23 protein-coding genes and 3 tRNA genes are annotated in these 20,616 nt (G+C 64.0%); 12 read left to right on the plus strand and 14 right to left on the minus strand.

Annotation, left to right across the window (positions count from 1 at the left end; genetic code table 11):
- The first annotated feature begins 38 nt into the window (after nt 1-38).
- From NDN16_RS16270 to NDN16_RS16285, 4 genes are all read left to right on the plus strand, one after another.
- The gene (locus tag NDN16_RS16270) at nt 39-1,688 is read left to right on the plus strand and encodes a phosphoethanolamine transferase (RefSeq protein WP_251114515.1); all 1,650 of its coding nucleotides are present in this window, start codon (nt 39-41) and stop codon (nt 1,686-1,688) included.
- The gene (locus NDN16_RS16275) at nt 1,685-2,080 is read left to right on the plus strand and encodes a diacylglycerol kinase (RefSeq protein ID WP_251114516.1); all 396 of its coding nucleotides are present in this window, start codon (nt 1,685-1,687) and stop codon (nt 2,078-2,080) included. The genes NDN16_RS16270 and NDN16_RS16275 overlap by 4 nt, the downstream gene beginning before the upstream one ends.
- Before the next feature lie 63 nt (nt 2,081-2,143).
- Nucleotides 2,144-2,461, plus strand: a complete 318-nt coding sequence (locus NDN16_RS16280; RefSeq protein ID WP_251114517.1) for a hypothetical protein — start codon at nt 2,144-2,146, stop codon at nt 2,459-2,461.
- Nucleotides 2,462-2,542: 81 nt separating this feature from the next.
- Complete coding sequence (locus NDN16_RS16285) at nt 2,543-3,004, plus strand: DoxX family protein (protein WP_435301113.1); 462 nt, start codon at nt 2,543-2,545, stop codon at nt 3,002-3,004.
- 49 nt (nt 3,005-3,053) lie between these two features.
- On the opposite strand, the gene NDN16_RS16290 is transcribed toward NDN16_RS16285, so the two are convergent.
- Together NDN16_RS16290 and NDN16_RS16295 are read right to left on the minus strand one after the other, a co-directional pair.
- A complete protein-coding gene (locus NDN16_RS16290; RefSeq protein ID WP_251114519.1) occupies nt 3,054-4,823 on the minus strand; it encodes a DEAD/DEAH box helicase in 1,770 nt (589 codons plus the stop codon).
- 214 nt (nt 4,824-5,037) lie between these two features.
- Nucleotides 5,038-5,490 (minus strand): DUF3597 domain-containing protein, encoded by a 453-nt coding sequence (locus NDN16_RS16295; RefSeq protein ID WP_251114520.1) that lies wholly within the window; start codon nt 5,488-5,490, stop codon nt 5,038-5,040.
- A gap of 235 nt (nt 5,491-5,725) precedes the next feature.
- On the opposite strand from NDN16_RS16295, the gene NDN16_RS16300 reads away from it, so the two are divergent.
- On the plus strand, nt 5,726-6,274 hold the full coding sequence (locus NDN16_RS16300) for a serine acetyltransferase (RefSeq protein ID WP_251114521.1): 549 nt from the start codon (nt 5,726-5,728) through the stop codon (nt 6,272-6,274).
- 8 nt (nt 6,275-6,282) lie between these two features.
- Here the strand turns inward: NDN16_RS16300 and NDN16_RS16305 are convergent, their stop codons facing one another.
- The 3 genes from NDN16_RS16305 to NDN16_RS16315 are packed head-to-tail and all read right to left on the minus strand — an operon-like array spanning nt 6,283 to nt 9,905.
- Nucleotides 6,283-8,571, minus strand: a complete 2,289-nt coding sequence (locus NDN16_RS16305; protein ID WP_251114522.1) for a putative bifunctional diguanylate cyclase/phosphodiesterase — start codon at nt 8,569-8,571, stop codon at nt 6,283-6,285.
- On the minus strand, nt 8,571-9,125 hold the full coding sequence (locus tag NDN16_RS16310) for a methyltransferase family protein (RefSeq protein ID WP_251114523.1): 555 nt from the start codon (nt 9,123-9,125) through the stop codon (nt 8,571-8,573). Before NDN16_RS16310 ends, NDN16_RS16305 begins: the two co-directional genes overlap by 1 nt.
- Before the next feature lie 3 nt (nt 9,126-9,128).
- Entirely contained in the window at nt 9,129-9,905 is a 777-nt protein-coding gene (locus tag NDN16_RS16315; RefSeq protein WP_251114524.1) for an N-acyl amino acid synthase FeeM domain-containing protein, read from the minus strand.
- Between the two features lie 166 nt (nt 9,906-10,071).
- Here NDN16_RS16315 and NDN16_RS16320 point away from each other — a divergent pair, with 166 nt between their 5' ends.
- The gene (locus tag NDN16_RS16320) at nt 10,072-10,305 is read left to right on the plus strand and encodes a hypothetical protein (RefSeq protein ID WP_251114525.1); all 234 of its coding nucleotides are present in this window, start codon (nt 10,072-10,074) and stop codon (nt 10,303-10,305) included.
- Nucleotides 10,306-10,375: 70 nt separating this feature from the next.
- Here the strand turns inward: NDN16_RS16320 and NDN16_RS16325 are convergent, their stop codons facing one another.
- From NDN16_RS16325 to NDN16_RS16335, 3 genes are all read right to left on the minus strand, one after another.
- Entirely contained in the window at nt 10,376-10,615 is a 240-nt protein-coding gene (locus NDN16_RS16325; RefSeq protein ID WP_251114526.1) for a hypothetical protein, read from the minus strand.
- Nucleotides 10,612-10,932 carry a hypothetical protein gene (locus NDN16_RS16330; RefSeq protein WP_251114527.1) on the minus strand — a complete coding sequence of 107 codons (321 nt, stop codon included), beginning with the start codon at nt 10,930-10,932 and terminating at the stop codon, nt 10,612-10,614. Before NDN16_RS16330 ends, NDN16_RS16325 begins: the two co-directional genes overlap by 4 nt.
- A 157-nt stretch (nt 10,933-11,089) precedes the next feature.
- Complete coding sequence (locus NDN16_RS16335; protein WP_251114528.1) at nt 11,090-11,353, minus strand: hypothetical protein; 264 nt, start codon at nt 11,351-11,353, stop codon at nt 11,090-11,092.
- A 346-nt stretch (nt 11,354-11,699) separates the two neighbouring features.
- Between NDN16_RS16335 and NDN16_RS16340 the strand changes: the two genes are divergently transcribed.
- Nucleotides 11,700-12,131 (plus strand): YetF domain-containing protein, encoded by a 432-nt coding sequence (locus NDN16_RS16340; RefSeq protein WP_251114529.1) that lies wholly within the window; start codon nt 11,700-11,702, stop codon nt 12,129-12,131.
- A gap of 33 nt (nt 12,132-12,164) precedes the next feature.
- Here the strand turns inward: NDN16_RS16340 and NDN16_RS16345 are convergent.
- A tRNA-Thr gene (locus NDN16_RS16345) sits at nt 12,165-12,240 on the minus strand.
- 152 nt (nt 12,241-12,392) lie between these two features.
- Here NDN16_RS16345 and NDN16_RS16350 point away from each other — a divergent pair.
- Nucleotides 12,393-13,496: a TRAP transporter substrate-binding protein gene (locus NDN16_RS16350; protein WP_251114530.1), complete on the plus strand. Its 1,104-nt coding sequence runs from the start codon at nt 12,393-12,395 to the stop codon at nt 13,494-13,496.
- A gap of 152 nt (nt 13,497-13,648) precedes the next feature.
- Complete coding sequence (locus NDN16_RS16355; RefSeq protein ID WP_251114550.1) at nt 13,649-14,695, plus strand: TRAP transporter substrate-binding protein; 1,047 nt, start codon at nt 13,649-13,651, stop codon at nt 14,693-14,695.
- 145 nt (nt 14,696-14,840) lie between these two features.
- Here the strand turns inward: NDN16_RS16355 and NDN16_RS16360 are convergent, their stop codons facing one another.
- From NDN16_RS16360 to NDN16_RS16375, 4 genes are all read right to left on the minus strand, one after another.
- Nucleotides 14,841-15,758 carry a nucleotidyl transferase AbiEii/AbiGii toxin family protein gene (locus tag NDN16_RS16360; RefSeq protein WP_251114531.1) on the minus strand — a complete coding sequence of 306 codons (918 nt, stop codon included), beginning with the start codon at nt 15,756-15,758 and terminating at the stop codon, nt 14,841-14,843.
- Nucleotides 15,748-16,662 (minus strand): type IV toxin-antitoxin system AbiEi family antitoxin domain-containing protein, encoded by a 915-nt coding sequence (locus NDN16_RS16365; protein WP_353050223.1) that lies wholly within the window; start codon nt 16,660-16,662, stop codon nt 15,748-15,750. Before NDN16_RS16365 ends, NDN16_RS16360 begins: the two co-directional genes overlap by 11 nt.
- 82 nt (nt 16,663-16,744) lie before the next feature.
- The gene (locus NDN16_RS16370) at nt 16,745-18,241 is read right to left on the minus strand and encodes a TRAP transporter large permease (protein ID WP_251114532.1); all 1,497 of its coding nucleotides are present in this window, start codon (nt 18,239-18,241) and stop codon (nt 16,745-16,747) included.
- A gap of 37 nt (nt 18,242-18,278) precedes the next feature.
- Entirely contained in the window at nt 18,279-18,818 is a 540-nt protein-coding gene (locus NDN16_RS16375; RefSeq protein ID WP_251114533.1) for a TRAP transporter small permease subunit, read from the minus strand.
- Nucleotides 18,819-18,983: 165 nt separating this feature from the next.
- Here NDN16_RS16375 and NDN16_RS16380 point away from each other — a divergent pair, with 165 nt between their 5' ends.
- Nucleotides 18,984-19,229, plus strand: coding sequence for a hypothetical protein (locus tag NDN16_RS16380; RefSeq protein ID WP_251114534.1), 246 nt, complete (start codon nt 18,984-18,986; stop codon nt 19,227-19,229).
- Here NDN16_RS16380 and NDN16_RS16385 read toward each other — a convergent pair.
- Nucleotides 19,211-20,023: a TrmH family RNA methyltransferase gene (locus NDN16_RS16385; RefSeq protein WP_251114535.1), complete on the minus strand. Its 813-nt coding sequence runs from the start codon at nt 20,021-20,023 to the stop codon at nt 19,211-19,213. The two genes, NDN16_RS16380 and NDN16_RS16385, sit on opposite strands and share 19 nt — an antisense overlap.
- 204 nt (nt 20,024-20,227) lie before the next feature.
- Here NDN16_RS16385 and NDN16_RS16390 point away from each other — a divergent pair.
- Together NDN16_RS16390 and NDN16_RS16395 are read left to right on the plus strand one after the other, a co-directional pair.
- Nucleotides 20,228-20,312, plus strand: a tRNA-Tyr gene (locus tag NDN16_RS16390).
- Between the two features lie 32 nt (nt 20,313-20,344).
- Nucleotides 20,345-20,418: transfer RNA gene (locus NDN16_RS16395), tRNA-Gly, on the plus strand.
- Nucleotides 20,419-20,616: the final 198 nt, after the last annotated feature.

Genomic DNA, 20,616 nt, shown 5'->3' on the forward strand with positions numbered 1-20,616 from the left:
CTGCCTGCGCCATCCGCAATTTCGCAGATGGAGGCAGGATGCGTCCTTCCCGGCCCGTGATCGGCAGTGTCGCGCTATCGGCGCTCACCGCCGCCTACATGCTTTTCCTTACCAACGGAACATTCTGGGCCAAGGCGTTCGCCTGTTTCGAGGGGCATTCGTACGCCCTGGCCATGTTTGCGGCGGGGCTTTTCGCCCTGTTCCTGGCAGGGCTTGCCACCGTCTCCGTCCAGTACCTCATCAAACCGCTGTTCATGCTGCTCGTGCTGATCGCCGCGGCAGCGTCCTACTATGCCGATACGTTCGGGACGTTGATCGACCGGCAGATGATCCAGAACATCCTCTTGACGACGCCGGGGGAGGCACGACACCTCGTCACGCCCGACATGGCGCTGCACCTTCTCGTCTATGGGCTGCTGCCCGCCGCCTTCATCGCGACGGTGCGGGTTCGGCACCGGCCCTTCGGGTCCAAGGTGCTGCACAACAGCCTCGTCGTCGTGCCGGCGCTTCTTCTGGCGCTCGGCATCGTCTTCGCCAACTACCAGGCTTTTTCCGGCACGTTGCGCGCCCATCGCGATCTTATGGCCAGTCTCAACCCCGTCGCGCCCATCGGCGCCGCCATCCGCTACGCCGACCGGCTCACCCGGGAGCGCAACATCGTCGCCCAGCCACTCGGGCTCGATGCACACCAGTCCGAGCGTGTCGCGACGTCGCAGAAGCCCGTCGTCACGGTGTTCGTCGTCGGCGAGACGGCGCGGGCGCAGAATTTCGGCCTGGCCGGATACACGCGGGATACGACGCCGGAGTTACGGGCGCTGAACGTCGCCAGCTTCGACGCGGTTTCCAGCTGCGGCACATCGACGGCCGTTTCGGTGCCCTGCATGTTCTCGGTCTATCCGCGGGACGACTATACGGAGCCGAAGGCGCTGGCGACGCAGAACCTGGCCGACGTCCTGTCCCACGCCGGGCTTTCCGTTGCGTGGTACGATAACGATACGGGCTCCATGCAGGTCGCCGACCGCATACCGTACGAGTTCCTGCCCTCGAAGCCGGACGATCGCTACTGCGAGGGCGGCGAATGCCTGGACGACGTACTCGTCGACCGGCTCGCCGCCGCGCTCGATACCGTCAGGGGCAACAGCGTGATCGTGCTGCACCAGCTCGGAAGCCACGGGCCGGCCTACTTCGCCCGTTACCCGGCGTCCTTCGAACGCTTCAAGCCGGCTTGCCGCACGAGCCAGTTCGCCGATTGCACGCGCCAGGAAATCGTCAACGCCTACGACAATACCATCGCCTATACGGATCATATCCTGGCGGAGGCGATCCGTCTGCTGGGCAGGCACCAGGAACTGGCATCCAACCTCTTCTACGTTTCCGACCACGGGGAGTCGCTCGGCGAGAATGGACTTTTCCTGCATGGCGCGCCCTATTTCATGGCGCCCGAAACGCAGACGCATGTGCCGATGATCGCATGGTTCTCCCCGGCCTATGCATCGCTCGTCGGCCTCGATCCGGGTTGCGTGCGCAACCTTGCGGATGCGCCCCTGTCGCACGACAACGTCTTCCATACCGTGCTGGGCCTTTCGGAGGTCTCGACCTCCATCTACCAGCCGCCGCTCGACATGTTCGCCGCATGCCGAACGGGGCCAGGCGGCAAGGTCGCGCAACTGCCGGGGACGCGTTCATGAGCACCGAGACCGGCTTTCGTTCGGCTCCCGCCAAACAGGCGGGGCTGCGGCATCTGGCCAGCGCCCTGTGCTATTCGATGGGTGGTCTTCGCCGCCTGATGTCGGAGACGGCGTTCCGGCACGAACTGCTTTGCGCCGCCGCCCTGCTGGGTCTTCTGGCCTGGACGGGGGCAGGGGCCGGCGCCTTGCTGGGGCAATTCGTGCTCCTTTGCTGCCTGTTCGCGTTCGAGGCCGTCAACACCGCCATCGAACTCCTGGTCGACAGGGTGTCGCCGGAATTCTCGGTCTTCGCACAGCAGGCCAAGGATCTCGGCTCGTTCGCCGTGCTCGCCATCATATCGGGCAACATCGTATGGGCCGGCGTCGCCTTATGGGGCGTCGTGGCCGGCTGAGCGGTTCCGTGGCGCGGCAATAAGCGCTTGCCGCCCGGTCGAGCCTCCCGTAAATGTCGGCCCGTGAGCTACGCCCTGCGCATCTTGATGGTCATCGCCTTCAGCCTCGCGGCAACCCTTGCGTCGCGTGCGGGACTTGTCATGGCCGGCGGTTGCCCCTCCCAGCAGGAGGTGCAGCGCAGCTGCCCGGTCGAGCCTGCCGCCGCGCTGCCGATCCAGTCGAAGGCGGATGCCAAATGCGGTATCGCGGTGCTTGGAAGTACCCAGGGCTCGGCTGCAAGGAGCGCCGATGGCGCTTGGCTACCTGCGCACGAGGCGGGGCTGCTCGAAGGGCAGCCGCCCGCGCGGGACGACCCGCCCCCTCGAACCCGTCATTCCTGATCGACGACAAGAACCTCAATGGCAGCCTGCCGGTGGACACGGATCTGCGGGCGAATGGCCGTTCGGCGGCTGCTCCACAGAATGACAGGACATGACATGAACAATCACATGGATCGCACACCGCTGCGCATACCGGCGCTTTCCGGCGTCTACGCCGCGCTCGGCACGCCGGCCGAGACGCTGTTGCGCGTCGTCTGCGGCGTCGCGCTGATGACGCACGGCTACCCGAAGATCCTCAACCCGTTCGGCGCGGCCGGAATGGTGGAGGGGCTCGGCTTCTATCCGGGTGTCTTCTGGTCGCCGCTTCTGGCGATCACCGAATTCTTCGGTGGGCTGCTTTTGGCCATCGGCCTGTTCACGCGCCCGGCCGCCCTCGGCACGACCGTCGTCCTGCTCGTCACCGTGTGGTTCCACTGGATCACGCAAGGCGAGGGCTATTCGGGCGCCGAGAAATCGATCCTCTGGGCGGCCATCACGTTCTACTTCCTCGCCGTCGGCGCCAACCGCCACTCGGTGGACGCGAAGCTCGGCCGTCAGTTCTGACGGTGTATCGCGGCGGCTTCGATATCGAAGCCGCCCCGAACCTCTCGGGTCAGCCGGCGGCCTGGCCCTTGCGATGAACCTTGGCTCCGGCATTGCGCTGCTTGCCGAAGCCGGGCTTGCCGAAAGAAGGCTTGCCCGATGCAGGCTTTCCGGATTTCGAATAGGCCGGCTTGCCCTGCTTGCCGAAAGGCGGCTTGGAGAACATCCTGGCGTCCGGCGCGGTGCTCGGCGTGATCGCGGCGTCGTCGCCATCGGCATGGCGCGCCGCTTCCGCAAAACCGCTTGCCGCGGATTCCGCCACCTCGAAACGCGTCTCCCGTTCGAAGATGCGGATCGCGCCGATCTCCTGCCGGCTGATCTTGCCGCGACGACAGATCATCGGCAGCAGCCAGCGAGGATCCGCATTGGCGTTGCGGCCGACCCCCAGCTTGAACCAGACCGTCTCGCCGACGGGCCCACGCGCGGCAGGGGCCCCTTCGCGCTCCGGACGGCCTTTGCCCATGTCGAATCCCGGATCGCCGATATCCTCGGCGGCGGGCAGTTTCTGGCGGTACAGCCGCACCAGGGCCGCAGCCAGCTCCAGCGGCGAACGGCCGTCGGCCAGCCTTTCCGCAAGCGCGGTTTCTTCTTCGGTGGATTCCCCGGTCAGCACCGGATCGGACAGGAAACGCTCCTCGTCCTTGCGGCGAATGTCGTCCGGCGAGGGCGCCGGGCCCCATTGCGGGCGGACGCTCGCTTCGGCCAGCAGTCGCTCGGCCTTGCGGCGGCGCGCCGGCGGTACCAGCAGCACCGAGACGCCCTTGCGGCCGGCGCGGCCCGTGCGGCCGCTGCGATGTTGCAGCGTTTCGCTGTCGGACGGCAGCTCGGCATGGATGACGAGGCCAAGATTGGGCAGGTCGATGCCGCGCGCCGCGACGTCGGTCGCGACGCAGACGCGCGCATGCCCGTCGCGCAGGGCCTGCATGGCGGCATTGCGTTCCTTCTGGCCCAGTTCGCCGGAAAGGGCGACGGCGGTAAAGCCCCGCTCAACCAGGCTGGCGTGCAGGCGGCGCACGGCCTCGCGCGTGTTGCAGAAGACGATCGCGCTGCCGGCGTCATGGTAGCGCAGCAGGTTGACGGTCGCATGTTCGGTCTCGTTGGGCAGGATGCGGATAGCCTTGTAGGCGATATCGGCATGCGCCTTCGTGCCGTTGCTCGTCTGGATGCGCAAAGCGTTGGTCTGGTACTGGCCGGTCAGGCTGACGATGGATTTCGGCAGCGTGGCCGAGAACAGAAGCGTACGTCTGTCGTCCGGCGTCGCTTCGAGAAGCAGTTCCAGATCTTCGCGGAAACCAAGGTCCAGCATCTCGTCCGCTTCATCCAGCACGACGGCACGCAACGAGGCCAGCGACAGCGCACCGCGTTCGAAATGGTCACGCAGGCGGCCCGGCGTTCCGACCACGATATGGCACCCGGCGCGCAGGCGGCGCTGCTCGGTGCGTGGGTCCATGCCGCCGACGCAGGTGGCGATGGAGGCGCCCGTTTCGGCATACAGCCACGTCAGCTCGCGATGTACCTGCAGCGCCAGCTCGCGGGTCGGTGCGATGATCAGCGCCAGCGGGGCGGAGCCGGCTTCGAACCGCTCCGCGTCACCCAGAAGGGTCGATGCGATGGCAAGTCCGAAGGCTACCGTCTTGCCGGAGCCGGTCTGTGCGGAAACCAGAAGGTCTCGGCCCTCCGCGTCCGGGCGCAGCACGGCGGCCTGCACTTCAGTCGGCTCGTCGTAGGAGCGTGTGGCGAGGGCGCGCGCAAGCGCGGCATTGGTGGCGGGAAACGGCATGTCGGCAATCCTTATGAAGGCAGGATCGCGCTCCGCAATCCAACGGCAATGGGTTCGATAGGGCAAGGGGTGCGCCGGCAACGGAAGCACCGCATGCTCGAAGTTTGCCGGATCCTGCGTGCCTCCTACACCAAATCGGCCGTCAAGTCACGCGCGACGTGACAGAGGCGGGTCGCCCCTGTCACGTTCGGACGACGCGTGTCGTCGGCTTGGGTCAGGCCAGGTCGGCGGGCACCTTGCCGCCATTGTCCTTCAGCTTCTGGATCACCTGTTTGTGCAGCCACATGTTCATCGTGGCGGAATCGTTCGTGTCGCCCGTATAGCCGAGCTCTTGTGCCAGTTCCTTGCGGCTGGAAAGGCTGCTGTCGAGCCCCAGCGCCTTCATCAGATCGACGATGGAGGTTCGCCAGTTCAACTGCTGGCCGCTTTTCGAAACCGCATTGTCCAGCACCACGCCGATGTCCACCGGCGCATTGCCGGTCGATGCCGCCGGCGGAGTGCCGGTGGAGGACGCCGGCGTGGCCGGAGCGGACGGCGCCGGCGTCGTCGATGCCGGCGACGAGGGCGGCGGTACGTCCGCCGATGGCGTAGAGGCTGGAGCTGCCGCCGGCTCCGCTGCCTCGGCTTCGCCCCAGATTGCATTCTTGATGCGGTCGAAAATGCCCATGCGTATGTCCTCCGTTCACGATAAAGAGATTCGTAGGGTCTCAAGCGCAACCTGCAAGCGCAGGCGGGGTTCCAACTGCAATTAGCTATACGATACTACGCCCATCTGACGATTTGGGGCGCAACCTCAACCGAAAGTGGGGACTGTTCAACCCTTGCGCGTTTAGGCTTCCAGCAGAGATAGCTTCCCATGGAGTACGCCGATCAAGAGCGTTGTATCCAGGGAGTCTCGGCGCATGGCAAAGGTGGGTGTTGAGCAGGTTTCGGCGTCCCGGGCCGATTGGTCGCGGGAAGAGCCGCAGCGTTTCTGGGATCCGTCCAGGCGTTTGATGCAGGCGATCCGGAATTACCAGAAGGCGTCGCATTCGACCGGGCTGCTACGCTCGGTCCGTCGGCTGTGGTGGAAGAACGCGCATCGCTTCTGGTCCGTGGTGACGCAGGCGGAAATCAACCTCGAAGCCGATATCGGCGGAGGCTTCCTGATGCCGCACCCCAACGGCATCGTCATACACCCCGACAGCCGCATCGGGCCCAACTGCATGATATTCCAGCAGGTCACGCTGGCAGCCGGCGAAACCGGGTCGCCCAGGCTTGGAGGGCATGTCGATATCGGCGCGGGGGCCAAGATTCTCGGCGACGTGACGATCGGCGACCATGCCGTCATCGGCGCCAACGCGGTCGTCCTGCAGGATGTGCCGGCCTATCATACCGCCGTCGGAATCCCGGCGCGCATCCTGCCGCCCCGGCAGGAGAGGGGCGATGCACAGGTGACGCGCGCGGCGTAGATCGCGCGTCAGGGAACGATGTCGATCTGCTCCATGGGCGGGTCTTCCCGCGGCCTTCCCAAGAGGTAACCCTGGCCGAAATGGATGCCGTTGGCCCGTAGCCACTGAAGCTGCGCATGGGTTTCGATGCCTTCGGCCACCAGGTGGATATTGAGGTCGGCCGTCAGGCGGGCAACGGTCCGGATGATGGCCTCCACCTTGCGGTCCGGCAATTGCCGCAGGAAGCTGGCGTCGATCTTCAGGCCGTCGACATTGATCCTGCGGACGTAGCCCAGCGAGGAATAGCCGGTGCCGAAATCGTCGAGCACGAGCTTGACGCCGAGAGCCTTGATCTGTGAGAGCTGGTCCAGCGCCTCGTTGAAGAAGTCGATGAAGATATTCTCGGTTATCTCGATCCCTAGGCGGGATGGCGCCAGGCCGGTCTGCGCAAGGACGTCGGCGAGCAGGCCCGGAAAACGTCCGCTGGCCAGTTGTTGCGGCGAAAGGTTCACGTTCACCTGCACGGTGCCCGGCCACTTTGTGGCGGCCTGGCAGGCGCGCCGCAGAACCAGCTCTCCCAGCCGGTCTATGAGGCCGCTGGCCTCCGCCACGGGGATGAACTTTTCAGGCGATACGGAGCCCCGGTCAGGATGCCACCAGCGCGCGAGCGCCTCCTGGCAGACGACCTGGCCGGTGAAGAGATCGGCGATGGGCTGGTAGACGACCGCGATGTGGCCGCCATCGATCGCGTCGGCCAGCTCGCCCTCCTGGAGCAGCCGGGCATGATATTCGTCCTCCAGCGCCCGCGTGAAGCCGCAGACGATACCCTTGCCTTCGGCCTTCGCCTTGTACAGCGCGAGGTCGGCCATGAAGAACAGGCGCGAGGCATCCATCGCTTCGTCCTGCGATGCCGCGACGCCGAGGCTGGCGCTCGGCTTCACGCTTCGTCCGTGCAGCACCATGCGAGCGGTGATGAGGTCCGACAGCCGCTTCGCCGCCGTGATGCCGTCCTCCATGTCCATGTCAACAAACAGCACGGCGAATTCGTCGCCGCCGAGCCGCCCCGCCGCATCCGTCGGACGCAGGGTGGACCGGATACGATCCGCGACGGTTGCCAGCAACTCGTCGCCGAGGTGGTGGCCATAGGTGTCGTTTGCATTCTTGAAGTCGTCGAGGTCGATGCTGACCAGCACGAAGCGGCCGTCGCCGCGGCAGGCATCCTCGATCAGGGCCACGAAGGCCTTGCGGTTGAGAAGGCCGGTCAAACCGTCGTGGCGCGCCAGGTAGGCGAGCTTCAGGTCTGCCTCGTAGCGCTCCGTGATATCGCGGCCGATGCCCCGGAAACCGGTAACCCGCCCATCGTCGCTATGCACCGGGTGTCCCGTCAAGGCGAACCAGCGCTGCTGCGCGCCGCTCTTCGCGGTGGCGGTGATATCGCGGAAGGCGAGGCCTCTGTCGATGAGATCGGCAAGCTGCGGATGGCGGTCGGCTTCCTCCGACGCCTGCATGACGGTGTCGAGGCGCCGTTCGGCCGGCGCATCGGCATTGCTGTCGGCAACGTCCGCCAGGTTTGTCGGAACGGACCGCAGACGGCCCGTCGCATCCGTTTCCCAGAGCCAGTCGGAAGAGCCCTCCTGGTATTCCCGAAGGAAGATGTTCACCGTGGCGATCTCGCGCCGTAGCGCGGCCTGAGCTCTGGAGCGGCCGTCGAAGGCAAGGTTCGTACAGATGATGCCCACGATGGCGTAGAGCGTATAGCAGGTAAAGGCGATGGCCGTGACCGTATCGGCCATGCCCAGAAATGCGACTGCGACGACCGACAGGACTGCGACCGGCACGAAGAAGCTGAAGGCCACGATGGCTGGAACGCAGATGATCGGCGTGGATACGACACCCAGCGCAAGGCCGATGATCAGGGCGTGCCGCCCCGTATCGCCATAATAGGCGAGCAGGTTGATGAAGGCGCCCCAGGCGATGCCGAGTACGACGTAGAGAAAGCATGCGCGTTTCAGGTAGGCGAATGCCCGGTTGGTGCGTCGCCAGTTCATCGCCGCATGCAGGATCAAGGCGTAGATGAACAGGATGACGACGCCCGCCAGCGGCAGCAGCGGGCGCTCGAGGGGACGGAAGTTGAGCACAATGAAGACCGCGTTGACGACGCCCGTCGCCGCGAAGAGCATGCTCAGGTAGAATAGCAGGCTGGCCTGGTCGCGGAGGGTTTCGTCTTCCTGGCGCGACTCCGGAGGCTTCAGCCGGAGGAGGCGGCGCAGCGTAGCTGCGCCTTCCCCCGACAAGGCTTTGACTGAATTCCAACGCATCACCGCCGCAGCATCCCGTGCACCCTTGGAACGATCATTCCGGTCCGACGCCGGTATTCCGCGTAGGACGCCGCCATCGATGTATTGAGAAACCGTCTTTCCTCGGTTTTTGCAATTGCGAAATACCATATGATTAAAGGAGCTGCGACCAGCCATTGTATTCCGCCCGCAGCCACCGCCGTACCGAACCAGAACAGGCAGTAGGCCAGATAGAACGGATGGCGCACGAATTTATAGGGGCCCTCCTGATGCAGTGCATCGGGATCGGATTCGCTGTGCGCCAGTTGCGGCGGCCGGTGGCTTGTCGTCCGGACCGCCCACCAGAACAGCGCCGTCGACGCGCAGGCGAGGGCGATGAAGCATGCGGCCGGCGCGCCTGCGATATCGCCCCTGACGACGAGGTATAGAAACAGGAGCGTGGCCACGGTGCTGGCGGCGGTGAGGGCGCGCATGCCCGATGGCATGCCGTCCGGCGCGCGGAAATGTCGCTGCAGGCCCCAGCTGAACGAGGCGAGGGGAATGATGGCGAAGACGATGACGAGAAACTGGAGCATCGCTCAGGCTCCCTTCAGCGACAGGGTTACGGCTTCGCCCTTGAAGAAGCCGTCGAGATTGCCGGTGGAGCCGGCCAGCGGGTCCATGGCGGGGACGGCCTGCCGCACCTTGTCGTAACGGACGCGATCGCTCGCCATGAGGCGCATCGGGCAACTCAGCCCGGGATAGGGACGCAGGTCGGAGGCCGCCTCATAACCGAGCCGGCGGTAGAAGGGCGCGTGGTTGGCGCGGACGCAGGCCAGATGCACCTGGCTATGGGCGCACAAGGCCACGTATCCGGCCATGCGATAGAGCAGGAACACCAGCCCCTGGTTGTTCTCTGCTTCCGGACTGCGGACAAGGCGCGTAACCTCGATGCCGCGGCCCGAGAATGGGCTGCCTGTATCCCGGTTCAACAAATCGTCCACCTCGTCGCGGAATGCGTCGCGCGCCGGCGAGGTGAGGTCCGTTCCGCGCGCCAGCGTGCAGGTTCGCACCGATGCAATGGCGACATCGCGATCGTAGATCACGACGGTGCTGGCATTCGGCATGTCGTCGTAGATGTCCTTGAACAGGCCGGATGCATTCGGCTCGATATGTCCTCCCGCCACATAGCTGCGATAGCGGACGCGAAAGGCGTCGTCGCGGACCGAATCGGCGACGGCGAGGCGCGCCACATATTCCTCGGACCGGGTGGTTGAGCGAACGCGCCGCGACGGCGGCGTCTTGGACGGCGTGTGCGATACGGCCTCTTGCTGCAATTGCGTATCGGCGGGGAACGGCGACAATGTATGATTCATCGAAGGGCCTCATTGTTGGAGCAGCCCGGCCATTCGTCGGCCCTGGACTCTGACAGGGCAGGAGGATGACGATGCGGCCAGGCGCCGTTATTCTGAAGGCCCCGGTGGGGTCAGTAAAAGCCCCGGTGTCGGGCGGGTATCCCATTTGGTGAAGGGGTCGTTCTCCGTGCAGATCTTTCAACCCGTCGAAACCGTCGCGGAGTTTCGTACTTTGGATGAAGGAGAAGTGCTGTGCGGCTATCTTGACGGGCTCAGCGGTACCCCATGTTCGCTGGATGGGGTTTCTCGCGCCTATTGGCACGGTTGGCGCAACGGGCTGGTCGACGGGGGATTCGCCGACCCCGATCCGGCCCAGCTTCGGCTTGACGCGCAGTTTGCCGAACTGGGATCAGGCGGGTAGCGCCGGCTGATACAGGAACGGCGATGGCCGCTTCGATATCTTCCCGTAGCTATCCCGCCTGCTTGGAGCGCTAAGCCGCTCGAATGGCGTCTATCAGCCGGTCCAGCGCTTCGACGCCACGATCGGTCAGCCTGGCGCGATCGGCGTCGACTTCGATCAATTCGGCGTTCGCCAGTTCCGATACGCCGTCCGGATCGGCTTTATGGCCCGATCCGTCTCTCAGGACGACGTCTCTGACGCTCTCGCCACTGGCCAGCCGGTGATAGGCAGCAAAGACGAGGATGGACAATCCCTTGTCGGTGATGCTCATCGCCGGCCTGCTCCGGCCTCGTCGTTCAAAGGATTGCCGGCATCGTCGAGCGGAGCATCTTCCTCTCCGACTTCGACACCGTCATCGTAGGTCGGCGACAAGCCCTTCCGCTCCGCTGGGCCCCTGTCGGCCTTCGGTCGATCCGTATGAACCACCTCTGGGCCGTCCACATGGCTTGCCGGAACCGGATCGGATGTCGGAAAGGTATCTTCCAGGGATGTATCCAGTTTTTCCTCTTCCGTCATCGGACGGTTCTGGCTTCCCGGTGTCGGACGCTCGTCCGGCCTGTTCCCGGTATCATGTTTTTCGCTTGGCATGGCTGCCTCCTGTGTCGAAGCAAAGGAAGCGTTGGGGTCGACAACCGTTCCGCATGACGCTGCCCCGTCGCTGCGGTCAATTGTCGTAGCGGACCGGCCTGGGCTTGCCCGCAGGGGCCCGCCGAGGCGAGCCCCTGTTCGTATCCTGCGATCGGGCTCAGGCCAGTCCCGGCTGCTCGTCTTCCTCATCGGCCGGGCGGTGGTGGCCTTCATCGCCCGGCAGGCGCAGGCCCTCGGCGCCGACATCGTCGATGTCCTCGGCGTCACCGTCCTCGTCCATCTCGTCGAGGTCTTCCTCGACTTCACGCTCCATCTCCGCCGAGCTGGCATCGTCGTCGGTCACGACCTCACCCGGTTTCAACGGGTTGCCATCCGGCATCTTGTCGTTGGGGTTTTCGCCGACATTGCTTGTCCTGGACATCGTATCCTCCTTGCTTCGTCGAACGGGATAAGGAGCGCCGGTCCGCTCCGTTCCGTCGGTGCGACGAACTGGGGCGGCAGAGGGATTGCTTGCCGCTCTCACGCCCCTAATTTTTCATGGGTCGTAGCCGAATGACATCTGTCCAGAAGCCGAATGGCGGGCATCGCTCATGGTGAGTTATCCAGATGGACTACACGCCGGACACGCCAGCCCGCGAAGCGCATTGCACCGCCACGCCAGCCCGCTCTCTATACTGCTGCTGGCCGCATTCCTCGGAGTTGCGCTGACGGGATTGATGGGCGGGCGTATGCCTTCGCCCCATGTCATCGAAGGGTCTGCGGCACGAATGTCCGTCAGTGCCCCGGCTATCGTCAGAAACGGTATCTTCTTCGAAGTCTCAATCGATGTTTCGGCAAAGCGCGACATTGCAGACGTCGTGCTTGCCGTGGAGCCGCACCTATGGCGTCGCCAGACGCAGAACAGCATGATCCCCGCTGCCGCGAACGAGGCCTATGGTGAAGGCGGCTTTCGCTACTCCTACGGCCCGCTCGGCGCCGGCCCGCGCGCCGAAAGGCTCCTTGACGGAGAGCCACGCATCGTCATTCGAGATGGATGCCTGATCGAGGATAATTTGCGTCGAGACAGGGTGACCCGCGCCGAGGTGGAAAGCGAGATGCGACAATCGGGCATTGCTACGATGGACGATGTCGCCTGGGGCATCCTTGAGCCTCAGGGCAAGTTCAGCTTCATTCGGCGTCAGACGAACACTTCCGAGTGACGGCAGATGCCCGCTCGCGATCCAAGGTGCGGTTGGTGCCGGCTACAGGGATCGAACCCGTGACCCCCTGATTACAAATCAGGTGCTCTACCATCTGAGCTAAGCCGGCCCGAGCGCGCATGTAGCACAGTCGCCTGCGGCTTGCATCACCAGAATCGCAGGCGATGCGAATGTCAGTCAAGAGCGCTATCCCTGCTTGTCTTCGGCGGTCGGCTGACGTCATATCCCGCGTCGGAAAAACGTTCCGCGTCGGGAGGAAACATGGATCGTCGTCAATTTCTGCTGAAATCCGGGTTAGCAGCCGGGGGCGTGGCCGCCGGTGGAGCGCTTGCCGCCCCCGCCATCGCGCAGGAGGCGCCACAGATCCGATGGCGGCTCACCTCCAGCTTTCCCAACACGCTCGATACGCTGTACGGCAATTGTCAGCTCTTCTCGCGTACGATCTCCGAACTGACGGATGGGAAGTTCAAGGTCGATGTCTTTCCGGCCGGAGAACTGGTGCCCGGCCTGTCGGCGCTGGATGCCGTGCAGGACCAGACCGTCGAGTGCGCTCATACCGTGCTTTACTATTATGTCGGCAAGGATCCGACCTTCGCCATCGGCTCTTCCATTCCGTTCGGCCTCAACGCACGCCAGCAGAACGCGTGGCTTTACAACGGCGGCGGCAACGAGGCCATCGACCGGTTTCTGGAGCCATACAACGTCGTGGCGCGGCCCGGCGGCAATACCGGCACGCAGATGGGCGGCTGGTTCCGCAAGGAAATCAACAGCGTTGAAGATCTCAAGGGTCTGAAGATGCGTATTGCCGGCATCGCCGGGCAGGTGCTGTCCCCGCTCGGCGTCGTCGGCCAGCAACTCGCCGGCGGCGACGTCTATCCGGCTCTGGAGCGCGGTACGCTGGATGCCACCGAGTTCGTCGGACCCTATGACGACGAGAAGCTCGGCTTCTATCAGGTTGCGCCGTATTATTATTATCCCGCCTTCTGGGAAGCGGGGCCGACGGTCCACTACGTGTTCAACAAGGCCAAGTACGAAGAGCTGCCGCAGTCCTACCGAACCGCGCTGGATACGGCGGCAAAGGCCTGCAACATCTCGATGCTGGCCGACTACGACACCAAGAACATGACGGCCATCCGCTCGCTGGTGGCCAAGGGCGTACAGCTTCGCGCGCTGCCGCGCGACGTGCTCGACGCGGCCTACGACTCGGCACAGGCGCTGTATCGGCAGCTCGACGAGACCAACCCGAAATGGAAGGCGCTCTACGATCCCTGGAACCAGTTCCGTTCGCAAAGCTACGAATGGTTCCGCGTGGCCGAATATACGAACGATACCTACAACTACAGCCGGCAGGCGGCCGGCAACTAGCGTCGGGAGCCGCCGCGAAAATCGTCTTGTTTAAATGCAAGGTCTAAGCTTCACTCTCAACGTGCGCTGGAGAAGTCTCCAGCGCCGCTGAGGGGGGAAAGACTTTGAACAGACGTCGTTTCTTGAGAGGTGCAGGCGCCGGCGCCGCATCGATGGCGGCCTTGGCGACGCCCGCCCTGGCGCAGAGCCAGCCGGAAATTCGCTGGCGCCTGACGTCCAGCTTTCCGAATACGCTGGATACCATCTTCGGTGGCGCCAAAAGCCTGTCGGACTCGGTGAAGGCGCTGACAGGAGGCCGCTTCACCATCGACGTGTTCCCGGCGGGTGAACTCGTGCCCGGCCTGTCCGCGCTGGATGCCGTGCAAGACGGCACGGTGGAAGCCTGTCACACGGCTGCGTACTATTACGTCGGCAAGGATCCCACCTTCGCCATCGGTGCAACCATCCCATTCGGTCTCAACGCTCGCCAGCAGAACGCCTGGCTCTACCAGGGCGGCGGTAACGATCTCTACAACGCATTCCTGGCCGATTACGGCGTCGTCGGCGTGCCCGGCGGCAATACCGGCGTGCAGATGGGCGGTTGGTTCCGCAGGGAGATCAACAGCGTCGCCGATCTCGACGGATTGAAGATGCGCATCGCCGGTCTTGCCGGCCGTGTCCTGGAGCCGCTGGGCGTCGTGCCGCAGCAGCTTGCCGGCGGCGACATCTATCCCGCGCTGGAGCGCGGCACGATCGATGCAACCGAGTGGATCGGCCCGTACGACGACGAGAAGCTCGGCTTCTATCAGGTCGCGCCCTATTACTATTACCCCGCCTTCTGGGAAGGCGGACTGACCGTGCATTTCATGTTCAACAAGCAGCAATACGATGCGCTGCCGGAAGAGTACAAAGCGGCCCTGCAGGCGGCGGCCGCCGCCGCCAACACCAACATGCTGGCGCAGTACGACGTGAAGAACATGAGTGCGATCCGCTCCCTGGTGGGCAAGGGCGTCCAGTTGCGGCCGCTGCCGCGCGATATTCTCAACGCCTCCTACGATTCGGCCATGGCGCTCTACGCCCGGCTGAACGAGGAGAACCCGAAATGGAAAGCCATCTACGAGCCTTGGAGCCAGTTCCGCTCGCAGACCTACGAGTGGTTCCGCGTCGCCGAATACTCCTACGACACCTATGTCTACGGGCAGCAGGCGGCGGGCAAATAGCAACTCCCGGCATGCCACACACGGGAAAGGGAGAAGGGGCCGCTCGGCCCCTTCGGAAGTTCCGAATGCGTGCGCGGCTTCTAAAGGCATTGGGCCGGGCGTATCAAAACGCCAGGAAGGCTTCTTTTCAGCGTCTGGTTCACCTTCAGATAAAGAGCTTATCGAGCTCTTCCCTGTGTGCCTTGTGCTTGTCAGGATTTTCGGCCCCGAGCTTCTTCAGGTTCATCAGCTTCCAGCGCACAGCTGGAAGTGCTGCCGCCTGCGGAAGGCCGATGGCTTCAAAGTCCGGTTCGCCGTCATGTAGCGTGATCAGAAACTTCTGGGTATTAGCATCAAGGCGTGTGCGGATATCGGCAATGAGGCGTTCTCTCGTGGCTATGAGATCGTCGAGAGTGACAGGGATGTTCGTCATACCGACGAACTCGCGCGCGTATGGTTGATCGAGATTGCTCAGCGTCGGCCGGAGCAGTTCGTGCGACGGACGTGGCGAACTGGCAACGTAGACGAGGAATGTACGGAAGAGCTCGTCGGTAAGCCCCTCGTTCTCATAGAGGAGCTTGACGTCGAACAGGTCGCGCGGGTGCTGACGGTCCATTGCGGCATGGAGCTTGCCGCCGAACAAATCTTCGAAGGAGACCACCTGCACGGCAGCGTAGCCGAACTCGTCTTCCACGGTTGCAGAGACGGCGCGTTCTTCTGGGTCGTGGACGACGCCCCGCGTGACGGGCGAGGTTTCGACTTTGACTTCGGCGCCGCCGAGGCGAGCGCGGATGCGGGTTGCGCCGCTGCCGCCGCCGTCGATGCGCCACGCAACAAGGTCGGCGATGCCACGGCTGGCGGCGGTCATGATCCGGTCGAGCGTTTTATTGATGTCGGCAAGGCTTTCGGCGCGGCCCTGCACCGGCAGGTAGGTCAGGTCGATGTCGACTGACAGGCGTGGCATATCGCGGTAGAAAAGATTGATGGCTGTGCCGCCTTTAAGGGCAAAAGCCTTTTCCCTCGCGATGATTGGCAGGAGGCGCACCAGCAGGGATACCTGCGCGGCGTAAGGTTCACGGGCCATCGGTCTCTTCTTTTGCCTGGACGAATTCCGGAGGGACCATGATCCGGTATCGGGGATGTATTCGGCCGCCCTTCACGAGCGCGCGGTCGCCGCTGCCGAGGTCGAAATCCTCTGCCTTGAGACGTTCGCGCCAGGAATGTTTGTGGCGGTCGGCGAACACGAAAAACAGTCGACGGACCTTGATTTTGCGGCAGCTCCTGAGGAGCGTTGCGAGGCGACGCGGGCTTAGAGTGGTGAGCCCTTCGAACACCATATCGAGATTATGGAAGCTCTCCTGCTCCGGCAGTTCGTCGAGGGCTTCGAGGATGGCGCGTTCCGGGGAGGATATCCGCATGGCCCAACCCCACGGCAAAGTGGTCGCATCCGCCGACTTGTTTTCGGTAAGGCCGAGGTCCGGGTCGCTGAACAGGGAAAGGCTGCGCGTCGCTATCGGCGCGTCGAGCTGAAGGCGTGCCAGCCAGGATGGTATGGCGTCGCCATACAGCCATGCGGGCCGGGACGTGCCGAGCGGCAGGTAGTGGATATGGCCTAGCAGGCCGAGTGCGGTGCTGCCACCGGCATGGACCGTGTAGTTCATGATATGCTGTATGGAGAGCAGGCAGGTCTGCCAGTCGAGCGGGGCCGGCTGCGGGGTCGGACGGCGGAATACGCCGCGCTCAAGGCGCTCCAGCCAGCCGCTCTCTATATATCTGCGGGTCAGGAATCGACTGACGCCATGTTCTTCCAGCCATGGTGCATCCACGACGAAACCGGCAGGGACGGCTTCGAGAATGCTCTTCAGCTTATATTTTTTTGGTGCACCCATGGTACACATATTACGCGATCTATAAAAAATAGCGCAAGCACGTCTTTGAAAGAGGCCCCCCTTGGGTACTGAGAGTGCACTAAAAAAGAAATCAGCCAAAGAAATATGCGGTCGCCATGGCGGCTCTAGGCTGGTGTCCCAAACCCCTGCCCAAGGAGGGCTTCGGCCCCTTTTCCTTCGATCAGTTGGGAGCTCCGAAGCTCGGCGCGGGAGGGGCGCCGAAGCTGGGCGCTGGAGGGGCGCCGAAACTCGGCGCAGGCGGCGCACCGAAACTTGGCGGAGCGGCCGGACCACCGGTTTCGCCGGGCATCGGAATGTTCAGCTGGATGCTCGCCGGGTCGACGACGGTCTCGGGCGTCAGGAAATATGTCACCGATTCCGGCCAGAAGATCAGGATCGCCACCAGGACAAGCTGCAGGCACAGCCAGGGTATCGCCCCCAGGTAGATGTCCGAGGTCTTCACCTGCGGCGGCGCGATGCCGCGCAGATAGAAAAGCGCGAAGCCGAATGGCGGGTGCATGAAGGACGTCTGCATGTTCACGCAGAGCAGCACGCCGAACCAGATCAGGTCGATGCCCAGCGCCTCGGCCACCGGGACCAGCAGCGGCACCACGATGAAGGCGATCTCGAAGAAATCGAGGAAGAAGGCGATGAAGAAGATGAAGATATTGACGAAGATCAGGAAGCCGACCGCGCCGCCCGGTATGTGAGACAGGAGATACTGGATCCAGTGCCCGCCATCCATGCCCTGGAAGACGAGGCTGAAGACGGTGGCGCCGAGCAGGATGAAGACGACCATTGCAGTCAGCCGCATCGTCATCGCCATCGCCTCGCGGATCAGGCGCCAGTTCAGGCGGCGATGCATGGCGGCCAGGATCATGGCGCCGACGGCGCCCATCGCGCCCGCTTCGGTCGGCGTGGCGAGGCCCAGGAACATCGTGCCGAGCACGACGAAGATCAGCGCCAGCGACGGCACCATCGCCTTGGCGACGCGCCACAGCAGCTTCCAGCCGCTCATGGTGCGCGCCTCCGGCGGCAGCGGCGGCATCATCTCGGGCTTCAGGCGCGACAGGACGAATATGAACGCCAGGAACAGCAGGATCTGCAGGATCGACGGCCCGATCGCGCCGGCATACATGTCGCCGACCGAACGGCCGAGCTGGTCGGCCAGGATGATGAGCACGAGCGATGGCGGGATGACCTGCGTGATCGTGCCGGATGCAGCGATGACGCCGGTCGCCAGACGCATATTATAGCCGTAACGCATCATGACGGGCAGCGACACGACGCCCATCGCGATGACGGAGGCCGCAACCGTGCCCGTGATCGCGCCGAGAACCGCCCCGACCAGGATGACCGCATAGGCGAGCCCGCCGGGCAGTGGGCCGAACAATTGCCCGGAGCCCTCGAGAAGGTCTTCCGCAAGGCCGCACCGCTCGAGGATCGCGCCCATGAAGGTGAAGAACGGTATCGCCAGCAAGAGGTCGTTGGAGATCGTTCCGTAGAAGCGCAGCGGCAGGGCGTTCAGCAAGGCGGGGCTGAAATGATCGAAGACGATGCCGAGGACACCGAACAACATGCCGACGGCTGCCAGCGAGAAGGCGACGGGAAACCCGATCAGTAGAAAGACGATCATGCAGCCGAACATCAGCGGCGGCATGGGGCCATATTCGAACATGCGTCTTAAGTCTCCTCCCCGGCGGTCGCGGCGGGTATTATTGCAACGGCTTTTCGTAGCGCGTTTCGAGGGTCATCAAGCCCTGCAGGGCCGCGAAGCGCTTGATGAGTTCGGACAGGCCCTGCAGGAACAGAAGGCCGAAGCCGAGCGGCAGGGTCGCCTTCGCCGGCCACAGGGTCAGGCCACCGGCATTCATCGACGTTTCGCCGGTGGTGAACGAGCGCCAGAAGAACGGCCAGCACAGCCAGAAAAGATAGAAGATCACCGGCAGGTACAGGACGAGGAAGCCGAAGATGTCCACCAGCAGGCGGTTGCGGGTCGACAGGGCGGAGTAGACGAGATCCACCCGCACATGCTCGTTCAGCTTGAGCGTATACGATGCCCCGAGCAGTACCATCCCCGCGAACATGTACCACTGGATTTCCAGCATCGAGTTCGAGCTGACGTGAAAGAGATAGCGCGAGACGGCGTTGCCCGCGCTGATCAGCACGGCAAACAGCACGAGATAATCGGCGATCACCGCGAAGCCGGCATTCAGCCGGTCGACCGCGCGCGAAAATGCAAGTAGCGCCCGCAAGAACCCCTCCCTGTCACGGTATCTCCCGATGGTTATCCGTGATCCGTGCGCAGCATGGCATCTGACGGGCGCTTCCGCTACGAATAATGGCGTCGATAAGGCGCGCTTTTCACAACCGCGTCTCCCATTTGACACAATCGCATCAGGGCAACGCGACAGGGCCACGTGTATATGCAGGAAATACGGCTGGAGCGGCAGGCGAGGGAGGTGGAGCAGCTCCGCCGGCGACTGATGTTCGAGCTGCTCGTGCTGGAGCGGTTGCGCCGACGCGAGCGTGCTTCCGCGCCGTCGCACGCTGCATCGACGCTATTGTCCATCCGCGAGGTGCGCCGCCGCGCCGAAGCACGCGCCGCGCGGCGGCTGCTGTCCGATTGCCCGAAAGACCGGTCTGTTCAGGCCTGCGACAGGTAGCGCCGCGCCGCGTAGAGCGATACGGCGGCCGCGTTGGAGACGTTGAGCGAGCGGATGGCGCCCGGCACTTCGAGGCGAGCCAGGGCGTCCACCGTCGACCGTGTCTTCTGCCGAAGGCCCTTGCCTTCGCTGCCGAGGACGAGCGCCACCTTGCCCGCGCCGAACGCGGGCTCCAGCGCAAGCGGACCATCCGAGTCCAGCCCGATAACCTGAAAGCCGTCGCGCTTCAGGCCTTCGAGAGCGTCGGCGAGGTTGACGACCTGGATATAGGGGATTTCCTCCAGCGCACCGGACGCGGCTTTGGCCAGCACGCCCGATTCCTGCGGGGAGTGTCGGCCGGTGGTGATGACCGCACCGGCGCCGAAGGCCGTGGCCGAGCGCAGGATCGCGCCGACATTGTGCGGATCGGTCACCTGGTCGAGCACCAGCACGAGATCCGTCCTGCCTAGTTGCCCAAGGCCGCGGCCCGGCAGCGGCTCTGCTTCCAGAAGCACGCCCTGGTGTACGGCATCGCCGCCGAGTTCGCCGTCCAGCTGCCGCGGATCGACGATTTCGACCGGGCAGGAGATGGAGTCGGCCTCGATGCCAAGGCGGTTCAGCGCGTTACGCGTCACGCGCAGGCGAATCGCCTTGCGCTGCGGATTGGCGAGGGCCGCAGCGACCGTGTGGAGACCGTACAGGCGTACGATGCCCTCTTCGGCAGCGGGCGCCGTTTCGCGGGCGCGGTCGCGATGGGCGCGCCGCAGCCGGGCGTAATGCGAATCTTTGGGCGTGTGGGACGGGTGATCGTTCATGCCCGCTCATACCGGGTTTGGAGCGTTCGTGGAAGCGTCCGGCCGTGCGGTTTCGCGCGCCGGAACAATGACCTGTGCGGCCACGCGCCGCTTTTGCGCGACGCCCTGTTGACAGAAGGGTCCCGCCTCTTCATAACGCCGCCCGAAGCAGCGATGGCCCATCGGCGGCGCCGCTTCCATGCCAGGCTCCGGCAAGGCAGGTACGGAGGGATGCCCGAGTGGTTAAAGGGGACGGACTGTAAATCCGTTGGCTTAGCCTACGTTGGTTCAAATCCAACTCCCTCCACCACCGCCTCGCAAGGTATGGCGTTTCGGACGTGCGCGGGTATAGCTCAATGGTAGAGCAGCAGCCTTCCAAGCTGAATACGCGGGTTCGATTCCCGCTACCCGCTCCACTCCGCCAGTCCACGATGCCGCCGCCCGGCCACCTTCCTCGGCCCGTCGCAGCCGGTAATCGGGCCGTCAACCGCGAGACGCTTGTCTTTCCCATTGCAAGCCTATATGTCGCGCCGCAGTTCTCACAGAGCTAAGCGTCAGGAAACCGATACATGGCCAAGAGCAAATTCGAGCGTAACAAGCCGCACGTGAACATC

This window comes from Aureimonas altamirensis, assembly GCF_023702225.1.
Classification (GTDB): domain Bacteria; phylum Pseudomonadota; class Alphaproteobacteria; order Rhizobiales; family Rhizobiaceae; genus Aureimonas; species Aureimonas altamirensis_B.

Excerpts from the sequence above, each read along its gene's own strand:
- NDN16_RS16270 (WP_251114515.1), top strand. The coding sequence starts at position 39 with ATGCGTCCTTCCCGGCCCGTGATCGGCAGTGTCGCGCTATCGGCGCTC.
- NDN16_RS16275 (WP_251114516.1), top strand. The coding sequence starts at position 1,685 with ATGAGCACCGAGACCGGCTTTCGTTCGGCTCCCGCCAAACAGGCGGGG.
- NDN16_RS16285 (WP_435301113.1), top strand. The coding sequence starts at position 2,543 with ATGACAGGACATGACATGAACAATCACATGGATCGCACACCGCTGCGC.
- NDN16_RS16290 (WP_251114519.1), bottom strand. The coding sequence starts at position 4,823 with ATGCCGTTTCCCGCCACCAATGCCGCGCTTGCGCGCGCCCTCGCCACA.
- NDN16_RS16295 (WP_251114520.1), bottom strand. The coding sequence starts at position 5,490 with ATGGGCATTTTCGACCGCATCAAGAATGCAATCTGGGGCGAAGCCGAG.
- NDN16_RS16300 (WP_251114521.1), top strand. The coding sequence starts at position 5,726 with ATGGCAAAGGTGGGTGTTGAGCAGGTTTCGGCGTCCCGGGCCGATTGG.
- NDN16_RS16305 (WP_251114522.1), bottom strand. The coding sequence starts at position 8,571 with ATGCGTTGGAATTCAGTCAAAGCCTTGTCGGGGGAAGGCGCAGCTACG.
- NDN16_RS16310 (WP_251114523.1), bottom strand. The coding sequence starts at position 9,125 with ATGCTCCAGTTTCTCGTCATCGTCTTCGCCATCATTCCCCTCGCCTCG.
- NDN16_RS16315 (WP_251114524.1), bottom strand. The coding sequence starts at position 9,905 with ATGAATCATACATTGTCGCCGTTCCCCGCCGATACGCAATTGCAGCAA.
- NDN16_RS16325 (WP_251114526.1), bottom strand. The coding sequence starts at position 10,615 with ATGAGCATCACCGACAAGGGATTGTCCATCCTCGTCTTTGCTGCCTAT.
- NDN16_RS16330 (WP_251114527.1), bottom strand. The coding sequence starts at position 10,932 with ATGCCAAGCGAAAAACATGATACCGGGAACAGGCCGGACGAGCGTCCG.
- NDN16_RS16335 (WP_251114528.1), bottom strand. The coding sequence starts at position 11,353 with ATGTCCAGGACAAGCAATGTCGGCGAAAACCCCAACGACAAGATGCCG.
- NDN16_RS16340 (WP_251114529.1), top strand. The coding sequence starts at position 11,700 with ATGTCCGTCAGTGCCCCGGCTATCGTCAGAAACGGTATCTTCTTCGAA.
- NDN16_RS16350 (WP_251114530.1), top strand. The coding sequence starts at position 12,393 with ATGGATCGTCGTCAATTTCTGCTGAAATCCGGGTTAGCAGCCGGGGGC.
- NDN16_RS16355 (WP_251114550.1), top strand. The coding sequence starts at position 13,649 with ATGGCGGCCTTGGCGACGCCCGCCCTGGCGCAGAGCCAGCCGGAAATT.
- NDN16_RS16360 (WP_251114531.1), bottom strand. The coding sequence starts at position 15,758 with ATGGCCCGTGAACCTTACGCCGCGCAGGTATCCCTGCTGGTGCGCCTC.
- NDN16_RS16370 (WP_251114532.1), bottom strand. The coding sequence starts at position 18,241 with ATGTTCGAATATGGCCCCATGCCGCCGCTGATGTTCGGCTGCATGATC.
- NDN16_RS16385 (WP_251114535.1), bottom strand. The coding sequence starts at position 20,023 with ATGAACGATCACCCGTCCCACACGCCCAAAGATTCGCATTACGCCCGG.